Genomic DNA, 14600 nt, shown 5'->3' with positions numbered 1-14600 from the left:
TCGTGCCAATCACGATTAAGCGTGGCGGGATCAGGCCAAGGCAAACCAGCGTCGCGCCGTTGCTTTTAGGCAGGACAGGATCCCGCGCGGGCCTTTTGCGTGCCTCCCTGCACGGTTACGCGCTTGTCTTCCGGGCCGCGTCTGATTCCAGCAGGGCGATCATCCGGTCCAGCATCGCCATGGCTGTGACCCCATCTGCAATGGTGGGTGCGGTGGTGGGTTGGCCTGCCAGACCCGCCGCGACATCAGCCAGCAGCGCGGCATAGCCCTTGTGATCCTCATTCGCGGCGGCGGTGAAATTCGGGGTCCACGTCAGGGTGTCGCAGGCGCCGTCCAGTGTGGCGGCCGGGTCCTCCGCCTTGAACGGGGGGTCGCGGTGCCATGATACGTTGATGACATTCGACACTTCCACGCGGTTGTGATCGCCCATCACGGTGATCTGCTCCATCGGCGTGCCGCGTGATTGCAGCGTACCCATCACCACATTTCCGATGGTGCCGTTTTCGCAGGTGAAGCCCATGTGGAACAGCACCCGCCCCTTGGCCGGGCTGATCCGGCGCAGGGTGATGTCGGCCAGCGGGCTGCCCGCCAGCCATGGCATCAGGTCCATGTAATGCACGCAATGATGCAGATAAAAGCCGGTGTAATCCTCCTCGGCTGCGAAATAGGTTGGCGCGGTCATATAGGTGCCGGTGATGCCCAGAACCGGGCCAAAATCGGGGCCGCGTAGAATGTTGCCCGCGATACGGTTGCCGGTGGAGTAGCGCTTCATAAAGCCGACATAGACCGGTTTTCCTGCCGCTTCTGACGCGCGTTGCAGGTCAAGGGCCTGTGCGTGATTGGCGGCTGGAGGCTTTTCCATGAACACCGGAATGCCCTTTGCCAAGGCCGCAAGGGTGGCAGCGTAATGCACCTGTGGCCCCACTGCCATGAAAACGGCGTCCAGCCCCGGCTGGTCCAGCATCTGCTGCCAGTCGGTATAGGTTTTGGTCACGCCGTAATGCGCGGCGGTTTCTTGCATTGCCGCCTCGTCCCTGTCGCACAATGCGGCGATGCGGAACCCGGCCTTGTCCAGTTGTGGCAGCAGCATCCAGCGGGCGTGGCGGCCGCAGCCGATCCAACCGATGTTCAACGGGCGAGTGGTCATTGCGCATACTCCGCAAAGTCAAGGGCGGCACGGATCAGCGCGTGGCCGGCCTTCAGTTTCGCCGTCTCATCCTCGGCAGGCGCGCGCCAATGGGCGATTGGCAGGGCAAGGCGCTGATCGTCGCGGCGGAAGGGTTCCAGCGACACCGGGCCGGTATAGCCGACCTGCGACAGCGCGCGCATAATGGCGGGCCAGTCCATGTTCCCGGTGCCGGGAAAGCCACGATGGTTTTCATTGGCCTGAAAATGCACTGTGCGCTTGCCCGCCAGACGGATGGCATCGGGGATCGACTGATCTTCCATGTTCATGTGGAAGGTATCCAGCATCAGCCCAAGCCCCGCATCATTCACTGCATCGACCAGCACAATGCCTTGGCGGGTGGTGTTCAGCATATCGGTTTCAAACCTGTTCAAGGGTTCCACCGCAAACACCTTGCCTGCCGCCCGCGCTTGCGGGGCCAGCCGTTGCAAGCCGTCGATCATCCGGTCGGCGCGCGCCTTCATTTCATCGCTTGTCCGGGAGAGGGGGGGGCGACCCGCAAACACCATTGGTTCGCCATAAAGCGGCCCACCAATGATCTGCGCGCCCAACCCATCGGCCACCTCGATGCAACGGGCAAGATACTCTAACCCGCCCTGCCGCGCGCCGGCATCGTCGGACGCGATAGAGCGTTGCGGGTTCACCCGTGCGGCCAACACAACCGACAGGCCCACATCATCAAGCGCGCGGCGGGTTGTGGCCAGATCAAGCCCGTCTTCAGGTTCGGGCACCAGCATTTCGATGAAGTCAAAGCCCATGTCACGGATCTGCGCAAACAGCCCCAGATCGGTGCCGACAAAAGGCCGCACGAATTGCATGGAAATGATGCCAATGGGGTTTTTCACGATGGTCTCCTTATCCCTTGACCGCGCCTTGGGTCATCCCGGCGATCAGACGTTTCTGCACGAAAAGGAACAGCAGCGTGGCCGGCATTGCGCCCACAATGCCGCCTGCCGTCAGCAGGCCCCATTCGATCTGGTACTCTCCGATCAGCGTTTGGATGGCGACGGTGATCGTCTTGACGCTGCGCCCACCAAGGGTCAGCGCATACAGGTATTCGTTCCATGCGGTGATGAAGATATAAACGCCCGTCGCGATGATGCCGGGGGTGCACAGCGGCAGCACCACCCTGAACAGCGCGCCAAAGCGGGTGCAGCCATCGGTCATCGCCGCCTCGTCCAGAGACCTTGGGATGTTGTCGATATAGCTGGTCATCATCCAGACCGAAAACGGGATCGCAACCGTGGAATTGGCGATGATCAGCGCAAGGTAGGTATCGACCAGACCAAGCGACCGCATCAGGATGAACAGCGGCAGGATCAGCAGCACCAGCGGGAACATGTTGATCAGCAGGAATTGCAACATCAGCAGCCGCCGCCCGCGAAAGCGAAAGCGGGAAAACGCATAGGCAGCTGGCACGGCAAGCGCCAGCCCCACAACCATCGTGCCGCCCGCGACGATGAAGCTGTCCAAGAGATTGCGACCAAAGCCCACCGTGCTGAACAAGCGGCTGTAGTTCTCTAGTGTGGCCCTGGCCAGCGATGGGCCTTCGGTGAACAGCTTCGATTTTTCAGTGACCGAGGTCAGCGCCATCCACAGATAAGGCGACAGCGTGAAGCACAGGATCAGCAGTACCGGCAGATCGACGGTGAGGATGCGCCTGACAACGGACCTATTGCGCACCATCATCCGATGTTCCTTCCCGCGCGGCGCAGATAGAGGATGACAAAGCCCAGCAGCACCAGCGTAAAACTGACCGCAAGCGCCGAGCCATAGCCGTAGTTCAACCCCGTGCGCGCGTTGATGAAGGCATAGAGCGGCAGGGTATAGGTGGAATAGCCGGGGCCGCCGCCTGTCATCACGAAGATCACGTCGATCGAATTGGCCACCCAGATGATGCGCAGCAGCGTCGCGGTCATCAATACCCCGGCCAGACCCGGCAGGGTGATGTGCCAGAACTGGCGAAAGTTGGATGCGCCATCAATAGCGGCGGCCTCATAGTAGCTTTTCGGGATACCTTGCAGGCCCGCCAAAATCATCACCGCAAAAAATGGGAACCCCTGCCACGTCAGTGTCAGGATAATGGCGTAAAGGGCGGTATCGGGATTTGCCAACCAAGGGACGGATGCTGTTATCAGGTTCATCCGCAGCAAAAGATCGTTTAACACCCCGTAATTGCTGTCATAAATCCACACCCACATCAGCGCGATCACCACCGAGGGCAGCGCCCAAGGGATGATGACCAAGGCTCGTGCCAAACCCCGCCACGGAAATTCCTGATTGAGCAGCAGCGCGGTGGCCAGCCCCAGTAGCATCTGCGCGGGCACGGTGATGGCGATCCAGATCACGGTATGGCGCAGGGATATCCAGAACACCGGATCGGCCAGTGCGGTCTGGAAATTCTTGAACCAGACGAAATCAAACACGCGCGGACGGAACAGCACATAATCATGCAAACTCATCCAGACGGCCTGAATCATCGGTAGAAACACAATGGCCAGCGTAACCAGAACGGCGGGCGACAGCATTGCATAGGGCAGCACGCGGCGCGACAGCGGGACAGGGGGGGCTTGAAGTGCGGACATGAGTTTGCCTTGCAGCTAAAGGGGGGCAGGCCGGGGAGGTGCGGCCTGCCCTTGGCTCGCTTAGGTGATCGGGGTCACTCTTTCAAAGTGACCTGGTCACTTGTTGTAAAGCGAGTCGATCTCGGTGTTCATCGCCTCGGCGCTGATCTCACCGATCAGGGCGCGCTGCATGGCAACGGGCCAGACGGTGTTGGCGAAATCTGCCGTTTCACTGACGTTGGGCAGCAAGTTGGCAAAGGGCAAGGATGCCACGGTTGCATCGACAAAGCGTTCTGCGTGCAGGTTCCATGCGGCACTGTCGGTCTTTGTCACCGGAAGCTGACCCGTGGCCACGTTAAAGGCCGCGTTGTTTTCTGGGCTGGACAGGAAGCTGATCCATTTCCACGCCGCATCCTTGTCTTGCGCCGACGAGAAGATCGCTGTGCTTTCGTCGCCAAAGGAGGTCCAGCGCCCGCCACCACACTCCGGCACCGGAACCGCCGACACATTATCGCCCAGCGTGGCGACCATATCGGCAGACGACCCGATATGGTGAATGGTCATCGCCGTGGTGCCGTTCTTGAACGCGCCGATGATTTCCTGAAACCCGTCATTCGGGGCCGAAGGCGGGAACACCTTGTCGGTGCGGAACAGATCGACGACGAACTGCGACCCTTCCACCCCGGCGGCGCTGGTCAGCTCGCCCGGACCAAAGCCCACGCCCTCGCGGGACAGCACGAAGCTGGCCCAATGGTCATGCCCGCCGCGCCCGCCGCGGAAGCCAAAGCCGTATACATCGGTCTGCCCGTCGCCATTGGTGTCGCGGGTCAGCGCGATGGCGGCATCGCGGAACTGTTCGCAGGTTTCCGGCGGGGTCAGGCCCAGTTCTGCAAACATATCCGTGCGGTAATACAGATACAGCACCACATATTGCACGGGCAGGTAGTAATGCCCGCCATCTGCGGCGGCGGTCAGGGTCAAAAGATTGTCCTGAATTTCCGCCTTGCCCTCCCAGGCATCAAGGCGGGCATCCAGTGGCTCCAACGCCTCCATCTCCAGCAGACGGGGCAGGGCGTTCAACTTGACCAGTGCCGCATCGGGGGCGGTGCCAGCGGCAAGCGAGGTGTAAAGCTGGTCGTAATAGCTGTTCCATGGGATGTTCTCTGCATTGACCTTGATGCCGGGGTTCTCCGCCTCAAACTTGGCAACAAGGTCTGACATCGGGTTGTCGGCATTGTCGAAGTGATACCAAAAGTTCACGGTCTGCGCGTTGGCCGCCCCGGCAAGCAGGGTGCTGGCCATCAGCGCCGCCGCAACACGGCGGGTCATACGGGTGGTGATCATGTGTCTCTCTCCCTTTTTGTAATGTTTCGCGACGGTTGGCTGGTCAGGCTGCGAAACGCTGCCCCTGCATCGGCCAGCGCCCGGCGCGCCTCCTCCAGTTCAAGGCTCATCTGCATGAAGCCGTGAACAACTCCGCCATGCAGGCGAAACCGGTCGGCCCGTCCAAGGGCCATAAGTCTTGCGTAGAGCCGTTCGGTGTCTGACCGCAGCGGGTCAATCTCGGCTGCGTTCAGATACAGCGGGGGCAGATCAGCAAGTGCCGCATCAGGCGCGAGCAGGGGCGCAAGCTGCGGATCGTGGCGCGGGGTTTGTGGTGCATACCAATCCCAATAGCGCTGCATCTTGGCCCGCGTCAGGCCCGGACCATCAGCAAAGGCGGTGTAGGACGGGCTGGTAAAATCAGCCCCATACACGCCATAGAACAACAAGGCGCAATCCGCGCGCGGCGCAGCTTTGTCGAGCAAAACTGCAAGCGCTATATTCGCGCCCGCACTGTCGCCTGAAATCGCCAAGGGCCGGGTCAGCCCTGCAAAGGGGACATCGCCTGCACACAGCGCGGCCCAGATCGCGCGGGCGTCCTCCAGCCCGGCGGGAAACGGGTGTTCAGGCGCAAGGCTGTAATCGGCGCTGACCACAACCGCGCCAGCCTCTTGCGCCAGCACGCGTGTTGCGCGGTCATGGGTATCGCGGTCGCAAAACGCCCAGCCCCCACCATGCAGATACAGGATCGTGCCGCGCACCGGGCCATGTGGCACCAGAACACGGCAGGGCAAAGGGCCAGCCGGACCCTGGGCCAGCACCTCGGACACCTGCGCCATATCTGGCAAGTCGTGGTTCCAGCGCGCATTGGCCTGTGCGGCCTGTGCGCGACCTTGCGCGGCGAGCAGTTGGGTCGGGTCGGGCAGGCCCGCATCTTCAGCCGCCAGCCGTGCCAGAATGGCGGCCATATCTGGCGAGGGCTGGCTCCGGCTCATGGACCGTTACCCGTGGATGCACCCAGAACGCTGGGCCCGAAATCAACAATCGTGGTGATGTGATGCGACAGGGCGGCGGCGGCGGCGGCGGCATCGCCCGCGGCAACGGCCTCAATAATCACCTGATGGCGGTTGGCGGTTTCCAGCAGATCACGCTGTTGTTCGGGATGCAGGATCTTGAACCGGTGCGCGTGGATCAGGCAGCGCGCCAGTACGGGTTGCACCGGGGGCAAGTCGGCCTGTTCAAACAGGTCAGCATGAAAGGCGCGGTCATGCACCGACAGCAGATATTCATCGCCCGCCTGTGCCGCTGCCTGCATGGCTGCAAGGTGACGGCGCAGTGTATCGGCCAGCTTTGCGCCCTGCCGCGCCATCGCCCGCTGCACGCCACGGCATTCGATATCATGGCGCAGGCGGATCAGTTCCTCGGCATCCTCAGCCCGGCAATCGGCAATCACGGTGCCGCGATGCGCCATGCGGTGCACCAGACCTTCTTCTTGTAGCAGCAAAAGTGCCTCGCGCACGGTGCCCTGACTGACCTCAAACCGGTTTGCCAGTTCGAGTTCCAGCAAGGCAGAGCGTGGGGCCAGCAGACCCAGCACGATTTCACGCTGAAGGCTGCGATAAATCAGGTGGCTGCGACGCGACGCAAAGGCACGCGGCGCGGCGGCAGGTTGGGGCATGATCTGGGAAAAATTCTCGGCAGCCATGTCGACTCACTTGATCTGCGTTATCATTATCAATATTGATAATAGCAACAATTGGGGCTGACAAGTCCTTTGTCGTCACGGAGGGGATGGGCAGATGGCCACAATCACGCTGGAAAAAGTCGCCAAAAGCTATGGCGCGGTGCAGACGATTCACGGCATTGATCTGGCCATCGAAGATGGGGAATTCGTGGCCTTGGTCGGCCCGTCTGGCTGTGGCAAGTCAACTCTGCTGCGGATGATTGCCGGGCTGGAGGAGATCAGCGGCGGCCTTCTGTCGATCGGCGACAAGGTGGTGAACGCGGTGGAGCCGCGTGATCGGGATGTGGCGATGGTGTTTCAGGACTACGCGCTGTATCCGCACATGACCGTGGCGCAGAACATCGGCTTTGGCTTGAAAATGCGCAAAACCGACGCTGCCGATATCGCCAATCGTGTGGTCGAGGCGGCGCAGATTTTGCAGATTGAGCCGCTGCTTGACCGCAGGCCAGGTCAGCTTTCGGGCGGGCAGCGCCAGCGGGTTGCCATGGGCCGCGCCATTGTGCGGCGCCCATCGGCGTTCTTGTTTGACGAGCCGCTGTCAAACCTTGATGCCAAGCTGCGGGTAGAAATGCGAACCGAAATCAAGCGTTTGCACGGGCTGTTGGGGCGCACGACGGTATATGTCACCCATGATCAGGTGGAGGCGCTGACGCTGGCCGACCGCGTGGTCATTCTGAAAGAGGGGCGCATCATGCAAGAAGGCCGGCCACTGACGCTATACGAAGAACCCGCCAACCTGTTTGTGGCCGAATTTATCGGCTCGCCTCAGATGAACATGTTTTCCGGCACCGTAGAGGCCGATGGCGGCGGCGTTCAACTGGATGGCATCCGGCTGGCCATTCCGGTCAGAGCCACGCCCGGCGCCCCGGTCCGGCTGGGGGCCCGGCCCGAAGCGATCATGCTGACCTCTGCCGAACAGGCCGATCTGACCACCAGGGTAGAGGTTTTTGAGCCGCTGGGATCAGACACGATGGTATCGTGCAAGATTGCGGGAACCATGGCCGTGGTGCGCCTGTCGCCTGAGGTTCCGGTCGCCCGGGGCATGGACCTGCACTTGCGCTTTGACCGGCGCAAACTGCATGTGTTTGACGCAAAGACAGGGAACCGGATACGCTCTGCCGCATCGGAAACCTAGCGGCAGGAGTGCCGCCACATCCGACATCAGCGCCTCGCCTTCATCTGGCTTTGGCGCGCGCTGATGCCGATTGCCGCAACCGCAAGACGCACGGCGGCCTCCATCGCGTCGATGACTACGATGCGGTGCTTGCGACTTAGCTGAGCGGCGCGCCCGGTCAGACCGGCCGACCCCAGAATGATTGCCTGCGCGCCATCAATGTTGCGCGCCATCTCAATCGCGGCGTCGATCCGCGCTTCGCTTGTTGCGCCGCCGTCGGCGGCCTCGGTCACGCCGATGCCCGCTGCACGAACACTGCATTGGCTGGCCGCACCTAACCCTTCCAACACGCTGCAAATGCCGGGAATGGCGCTTTGCACCGTCGTGACAACCGAAAACCGCGCGGCAAACAGGCGGGCAAGGGCCACAGATGCCTCGACCGCGCCCACCACCGGCACCGGCAGAAACCGCCGCGCCTGATCCAGCGCGATGTCGTCGAAACAGGCCATCACATAGGCATCATGATCGGCATTGGCCGCCAGCAGGTCCAGCGCCAGCGGTTCGGCGATGCGACGATCAGCCAGCGTCTGAATGGCCATCGGGCCGGTGTCGGGCTGGATAACGCGGATCGTCACCCCATCGGCCAGGACGGAAAGGGCTGTTTTATGGATCAGACGGCTGACCTCTACGCTGCTGTTGGGGTTCACAATCAGAAGGCGCCGTGGCGGCGCCTCCTCAAGATCAAGGCCCAAAGGCTGTATCTCTCCCTTCATCCGCGCCCTGCCAGAATGTTGGGCAGCCACATCACCAGTTCGGGCCAGATGATCAGTGCGATGGTAAATCCCATCATGACAATGACATAGGGAAACGCCCCACGGATCACATCGCCATAACTGCCGCCATCGGTGCGCACCCCATGCACGACAAACAGGTTCATCCCCACCGGCGGCGTGATCAACGCAATCTCACACATGATCACCACAAAGATGCCAAACCAGATCGGATCAATCCCCGCGACAAGGATTACCGGCATCATGATCGGCACTGTCAGCACCATCATCGACATAGCATCCATGAAGGTGCCAAGGATGACGTAGAACACCAACAGCACCAACAGAAGCGTCAGTCGGTCCAGATCGAACGCCGCGATCCACGACGTTACCGCCTGCGCCGCCCCGGTCATCGAGATTGTGACATTCAGCAAAAGCGCCACCACCAGCACGATCATCACCATGCCACTGGTCCGCGCGGCCTGATACGCGCAATTGGCCAGCAGATCCCAGCTGAGCTGCCCGCCAAGCGCCACAAACCCAAGTGAGATCATCACACCGATGGCCGCCGATTCCGTCGGCGTGGCAAGCCCGCCATAGATCGACCCCAAGACCACGCCAAAGATCACAAATGGCGGGATCAGATGCTTGCTCAGCGCAAGCTTCTGGCGCAGTGGCATCTGCACCAGCTCGGTCGCCTCCTCCCCGGCATTGCCATGGAAAATCGCGATGTAGGTGGAAAACAACAGCGCCAACATGATGCCCGGCACAATACCCGCTGCAAACAACTGACCCACAGACGCATTGGCGATGGACCCATAAACCTGCAGATTGATCGATGGCGGAATCAGAATGCCCAACGTGCCACCCGCAGCCAGCGATCCCAGCGACGGGCCAACCGGATAGCGATACTGTTGCAAGGCGGGCAGGGCGATGGTGCCCACGGTTGCCGCAGTCGCAACCGAAGACCCAGATGTGGCCGAAAACAGCGTGCAAGTGGCAATGTTGGAATGCAGCAAGCCGCCCGGCAGCCGCGATAGCCAGACTGCCATCGCATCATACATCCGGTCTGCAATGCCACCGCGCAGCAGCAATTCACCCAGCAGCATGAACAACGGGATAGCCAGCATCGAATGGCTGTTCAGGCTGGACCAGATCACCCCGCCCATCATATCGACCAGCGGCATGCCATACATCATCCAGCCGCCAAAGCCGCCCACCGCGATGATCGCAACCGCAATCGGAACCGACAGGAACATCAACAGCAGCATGGCGCCAAAGCCAAGTCCGACGATTGCTATGCTCATGACAAGACCTCTTTTTCGCGTGCTGGCAATCCGGCCTCGACTTCACGCCGCCTTAGATCGTCCAGTTCTTCCTGCAACTCCTCTGCCGCGCCCACAGTGCCATAGCTGCGCGCAATGCCCTGCCAGTCGCCACGCGCCAGCAGCACAACGGCCCGAAACGCAAAGATCACGGCGGCAGTCGGAAAGGTCGCGGTTGCGATCAGCCACACGGTCTGTGGCCAGATCAGTGGCGTGGCCCATTGGGTCTGCGCGATGGATTTATAGGTATAGGTGTCAATCACGGTCTGTATCGCAAAGTGCAAGAAGAACAGCGACAGCGCCGCGAATGACACTACCGCCACCACATCCAGCACCGCCTGCACCCGGCGCGGAAACAGGCGGCTGACCTGGTTGATACGGATATGACCACGCCCGATCAGCGCCACGGTAAAGGCCAGCGGGGCGGCCACCGCAATGGCATAGCCGCCCAGTTCGTCGATCCCGCCAAGGGTGACGGAAAACAGCTTTCGAAGCAGCGTCTCGGCGGTGATCGCCACCGAGAGCAAAAGCATCAGCATCCCGAAGATAATGCCAAGCATGCGGGAATAGCGTTCCATCACCTTTGCCCCCTATTTAGCCAATAGTGCACCGACTGTCGCCTGCCAGGTCTCGGCACAGTCAGCGGCGACGGCGTTGCATTGCTCGGCCCAAACCGGGAATGAGATCTCTGTCACAGCGGCCGACACAGCGGCAAGATCGGCGTCTGACACTGGCGCTGCGGTCAGGTTATAGGAAACACCACGCTCGCAAGGTTCTGCCCCGGTGTTGCAGCGCATCGCATCATCATACAGCTCTTCCGAGAAATCCCAGATCTCTGCGGTCAACGCCTCTAACGCGGCAATCAATTTGGCCTGTTCATCGGGCGACAGCTTTTCCAAGCTGCGCAGATTGATGGCATAGCCGTTCATTGCCAGTTGCAGTGCCACTGGCAGCACGGTGGTTGTGGCCTCTGGCCAGCCGCCGGAATTGGCCGACGCCGGACCGGTGATTGCGCAATCCACCACGCCGCGCGCCAGCGATTGCTGGACCTCGCCAAACGGCATCGAAATACCGGTCGCACCCATCTTTGCCACGAAATTCGCCGCCGACTGATCGCCCACGCGAACCTTGTGCCCAGAAAGATCGGCCAAAGATGCCACCTCGGGCTTGCAGAAAATCACCTGCGGTCCGGCAGGCCACATGCCGACCAGCTTGGCGTTGAAGGCAGTCTGCAAGCGGCTGTCCACATAGGGTAGGAACGCCGCCACATGGGCGCGCCCGGCCTCAAAGCTGGTATTCTGGCCCACAAGGTCAAGCCCCAGAACCGAAGGCTCATCCCGGCTGACCTGCGGCCCACGGATCGACACAATGTCGAACAGCCCAGAGCGCAGCACCCGCAAGCCGTCGGTGTCGGGAATGCCCGCCACATCCACCGGCAGATATTCAATCTTGATATCCAGCCCGGTCTTTTCGGCCAGCGCCTCAAAATAGGGCATCTCCTTTTGCTGGGCGATCAGGCCGGAACCAGAGGGCTGGCCAAGCACCCGAAGCGTGACCGTTTCGGCGAAAGTACCAAGAGGGAAAAGCGCAGGCACCAGAGCACAGGCCGTAAGACGAAGTGAGCGTCGCATGATAACTCCTGTTGATTATGTTTTCATTGAAGACCGATTCGCTTGCCATCATGAAAACATATTTTCACAACTCTGCAGAGTTTTTTGATCTTTCGAAAACGAATTTTCAGAAAACTTCGCGCAGTGACCGCAGAAAGAGCGAAAAATCTGGCGCCGTGCGAGCGTTTCGGGCGCTGGTCAAAGTTCGTCCAGCACGTCGTTCAGACGTTCAATCTCGGCCAGCCGGATCCGTCCCGCGCGGTCGGCCACAAGGATCGTTCGGTTGGCGATCAGGCTGCATAGCCCCATCACCGCCGTATGGCTGAACAGTGGGCCGGGGGATGATGTCTGGCAATGCACATGCCAAAACGCCTGCGGGTCGGTTTCCATGCCCTCATCGGAAATGATGATGACCGGCACGCCCTGACTGTGCATCTGCCGCAGCAATGCCCCGGTCTGTGCGGTCCGCCTGCGCATCGCAAAGAACACCACCATATCGCCAGTTCGCATACTGGCCAGATGTTCGCCCATGGTCTGTCCGGGGCCGGGAATGGCCACAATAGACTCTATAACCTGCGTTAGTTGCCAGTGCAGATAGGCTGAAAAGGCCGCCGAGGCACGGTAGCCCACCACCCAGACTTTTCGCGCGCCCAGCAGAGCGGTGCCCACACGGTCAACCTGCGCCATATCGACAGCGCCCAACGTCTGGCTGATGTTGTGGCTGTCGCGGCTAATATAGGCGGCGGTGTCCGAGGTATCTGCAGTGGTTGCCACGGCATACAGACGCGACCCCGTCACAAGCTCTTGCCGGGCATCCACCCGTGCCGCCTCATAAGACGCATAGCCAAGCCTGCGGACAAACCGGGTCACGGTGGCATTTGAAACACCTGCCAGCGCGGCTAATTCTGACGCGTTGTAACTGGCCAGTTCACCGGGAAAATCTGCGACCAGATCACCAAGCTTACGCTCGGCCGGACCCAGTGTCGCCAGTGCCGCCCTTACACGGGAAAGAAATTGCTGCTCGCGGGCCATGGATCATCCGTTCTGCAAACTGATTTTCACGCTAGCATCGACAGGAAAGAATGCGAAGGCCCGTCGGCGCGATGCCTTCACTTTCACGAGCATCGCCAGATATCCTGCGTTAAATATCAATCGTCCCGCTGGTAACGGGCGGCAGATCATCGGTCAATGGCACGGTCTGCCGCTCGATCAGACGATGCACGCGCTGCGGGCCTTGCAGCCCCCTATGCAGGGCGTTCAACTGGTTGAGGTTGTCGGCGTCCGCCGTAGTGCGGCGCTGATTGTGCCGCATATAGTCGATCCACGTTGGCACATGATAGCTTTCGATCCACGTCTCCGGTCGCTCTATATCGCGCATCAATGTCCATTGCCGTGCCCCGTCGCGCAGGCGAATGCGCCGTCTCTCGCGCATCAGGGCCAGAAAGCGCGGAGTATCATTTAGCCCGATGTCGTAGTCGATCATTACCATGATCGGCCCCGAACGCGGCTTTATGTCGATCATTGGTGTGGGCGGGCGAAACCGCCCCAGCGGACCCAGATCATCCTCTGGAAACGCGGCCAGCGGCAACCACAGCCCCAGCAGGCCTCCCACCGTCAACAAAGCCGCTGCAACGACAAAGGCAGTCGGCAGGCCGTGCGCTTCGGCAACACTGCCCCACAGCCATGACCCCAGCGCCATACCGCCAAACGTCGCCGTCTGGTAAAAAGACAGCGCCCGCCCCACAACCCAGCGCGGCGTCGAAAGCTGCACCGTCACATTCAGCAGTGCCAGAGCCATCACCCAACAGGCCCCGGCGACCAGCAACGCAAGACAGGCTAGTACCATGGAGTTGGCAAACCCCAGCGCCAGCATCGCCAGCGCATAGCCGGTAAACGCAATGCGGATTACGGCTTCGTTTGACAGATGCTGCTTTAGCCGCGTGTTGGCGATACCGCCCCCGATGGCACCCAGACCAAAAGTGCCAAGCAAAACGCCGTAGGTCAGTGCTGTGCCTTGCATCGTATCGCGTGCTACCAAGGGCAGCAGCGCCAGTGTGGTCACCGCTCCAGTGCCGAAAATCGCGCCACGCAACAGCACTTTCAGCAGCGCTGGCGACATCAGAATATAGCGCAGCCCCGCCCCGATCGCCGCGCCGATATCTTCTGGCGGGAGGTCAGACCCTGGGTAATCAGGTCGCCACCGGGTGAGCTCGCGGATCAACGGCAGCGTCAGCACCATGTTGATCACAAAGGCGGCAGAGGGTCCGGCCACCGCCACAATCACCCCACCCGCCGCCGGGCCAATGCTGCGCATCATGTTAAAGCTAAGGCTGTTCAGGCTGATCGCATTGTGCAGATCGTCCCGCGGCACGATATCGCCCATGGATGCCTGCCAAGACGGGTTGTACAGCGCGGACCCGCAGCCGATCAAAAAGGTAAAGCCAAGCAGCATCCAGGGCGTCAAACCGTCCATCCACGCGGTCACTGCCAATGCGGCCGAGGCCAGAACCATCGCCATCTGGGCAAAAATCAGGATACGCCGCCGGTTATAAGTGTCGGCCAGCGCCCCGGCTATCAATGAAAAAGCCATGATCGGCAGCGTGTTCGAGGCCTGAACCAGCGAAACCATCGTCTGCGATGTGGTTAGCGTGGTCATAAGCCATGCGGCGCCAACAGCCTGTATTAACGTCCCAAGGCTCGACATCGTTGTCGCGGCCCAAAGCCGGCGATAGGTTATGTTCCGCTAATGGGATGTGTCGGCTGCTTCCCCACAGTTGGGTTACCCTGAAGAGGGATCAACCGTGCAACAAGGAGAAGTAGCCATGTGTGCAAAGAAGACAGGAAGCTTCGAAGACCTTGCCGTCGTCGGTGTCGATATCGGCAAGGACACGTTTCATCTTGTCGGGTTCGACCGCGCCGGCCAGCTGGTCATACGCAAACAGATCAAGCGGCTGGCGTTGAGTG

14 protein-coding genes are annotated in these 14600 nt (G+C 60.8%); 1 reads left to right on the top strand and 13 read right to left on the bottom strand.

Going from position 1 to position 14600, the window contains the following annotated elements:
• Positions 1–115: 115 nt before the first annotated feature.
• The 7 genes from Q8K08_RS01600 to Q8K08_RS01570 form a co-directional block, all read right to left on the bottom strand.
• Positions 116–1147, bottom strand: a complete 1032-nt coding sequence (locus Q8K08_RS01600) for a Gfo/Idh/MocA family protein (RefSeq protein WP_304802581.1) — start codon at positions 1145–1147, stop codon at positions 116–118.
• Positions 1144–2031 (bottom strand): sugar phosphate isomerase/epimerase, encoded by an 888-nt coding sequence (locus Q8K08_RS01595; protein ID WP_305248992.1) that lies wholly within the window; start codon positions 2029–2031, stop codon positions 1144–1146. Before Q8K08_RS01595 ends, Q8K08_RS01600 begins: the two co-directional genes overlap by 4 nt.
• A 10-nt stretch (positions 2032–2041) precedes the next feature.
• Positions 2042–2875 (bottom strand): carbohydrate ABC transporter permease, encoded by an 834-nt coding sequence (locus Q8K08_RS01590; RefSeq protein WP_305248991.1) that lies wholly within the window; start codon positions 2873–2875, stop codon positions 2042–2044.
• Positions 2872–3771: a carbohydrate ABC transporter permease gene (locus Q8K08_RS01585; RefSeq protein WP_304802774.1), complete on the bottom strand. Its 900-nt coding sequence runs from the start codon at positions 3769–3771 to the stop codon at positions 2872–2874. The genes Q8K08_RS01590 and Q8K08_RS01585 overlap by 4 nt, the downstream gene beginning before the upstream one ends.
• 96 nt (positions 3772–3867) lie before the next feature.
• On the bottom strand, positions 3868–5094 hold the full coding sequence (locus Q8K08_RS01580; protein ID WP_304802772.1) for a sugar ABC transporter substrate-binding protein: 1227 nt from the start codon (positions 5092–5094) through the stop codon (positions 3868–3870).
• Positions 5091–6068 (bottom strand): alpha/beta hydrolase, encoded by a 978-nt coding sequence (locus Q8K08_RS01575; protein ID WP_305248990.1) that lies wholly within the window; start codon positions 6066–6068, stop codon positions 5091–5093. Before Q8K08_RS01575 ends, Q8K08_RS01580 begins: the two co-directional genes overlap by 4 nt.
• Entirely contained in the window at positions 6065–6778 is a 714-nt protein-coding gene (locus tag Q8K08_RS01570) for a GntR family transcriptional regulator (RefSeq protein ID WP_305248989.1), read from the bottom strand. The genes Q8K08_RS01575 and Q8K08_RS01570 overlap by 4 nt, the downstream gene beginning before the upstream one ends.
• A gap of 94 nt (positions 6779–6872) precedes the next feature.
• Between Q8K08_RS01570 and Q8K08_RS01565 the strand changes: the two genes are divergently transcribed.
• Complete coding sequence (locus Q8K08_RS01565; protein ID WP_305248988.1) at positions 6873–7952, top strand: ABC transporter ATP-binding protein; 1080 nt, start codon at positions 6873–6875, stop codon at positions 7950–7952.
• A gap of 26 nt (positions 7953–7978) precedes the next feature.
• Here Q8K08_RS01565 and Q8K08_RS01560 read toward each other — a convergent pair whose 3' ends face one another.
• The 6 genes from Q8K08_RS01560 to Q8K08_RS01535 form a co-directional block, all read right to left on the bottom strand.
• Positions 7979–8704: an aspartate/glutamate racemase family protein gene (locus Q8K08_RS01560; RefSeq protein ID WP_304797116.1), complete on the bottom strand. Its 726-nt coding sequence runs from the start codon at positions 8702–8704 to the stop codon at positions 7979–7981.
• Entirely contained in the window at positions 8701–10008 is a 1308-nt protein-coding gene (locus tag Q8K08_RS01555; RefSeq protein WP_305248987.1) for a TRAP transporter large permease, read from the bottom strand. The genes Q8K08_RS01560 and Q8K08_RS01555 overlap by 4 nt, the downstream gene beginning before the upstream one ends.
• Positions 10005–10604 carry a TRAP transporter small permease subunit gene (locus Q8K08_RS01550; protein WP_304801625.1) on the bottom strand — a complete coding sequence of 200 codons (600 nt, stop codon included), beginning with the start codon at positions 10602–10604 and terminating at the stop codon, positions 10005–10007. The genes Q8K08_RS01555 and Q8K08_RS01550 overlap by 4 nt, the downstream gene beginning before the upstream one ends.
• A gap of 12 nt (positions 10605–10616) precedes the next feature.
• The gene (locus tag Q8K08_RS01545; RefSeq protein ID WP_305248986.1) at positions 10617–11657 is read right to left on the bottom strand and encodes a TRAP transporter substrate-binding protein; all 1041 of its coding nucleotides are present in this window, start codon (positions 11655–11657) and stop codon (positions 10617–10619) included.
• 177 nt (positions 11658–11834) lie between these two features.
• Complete coding sequence (locus Q8K08_RS01540; protein WP_305248985.1) at positions 11835–12668, bottom strand: MurR/RpiR family transcriptional regulator; 834 nt, start codon at positions 12666–12668, stop codon at positions 11835–11837.
• 109 nt (positions 12669–12777) lie between these two features.
• On the bottom strand, positions 12778–14373 hold the full coding sequence (locus Q8K08_RS01535; RefSeq protein ID WP_305249011.1) for an MFS transporter: 1596 nt from the start codon (positions 14371–14373) through the stop codon (positions 12778–12780).
• Positions 14374–14600 lie beyond the last annotated feature (227 nt).

The organism is Pseudotabrizicola sp. (genome assembly GCF_030684215.1).
Taxonomy (GTDB): Bacteria; Pseudomonadota; Alphaproteobacteria; order Rhodobacterales; family Rhodobacteraceae; genus Pseudotabrizicola.
This window is presented reverse-complemented; position numbering and strand designations above follow the sequence as displayed.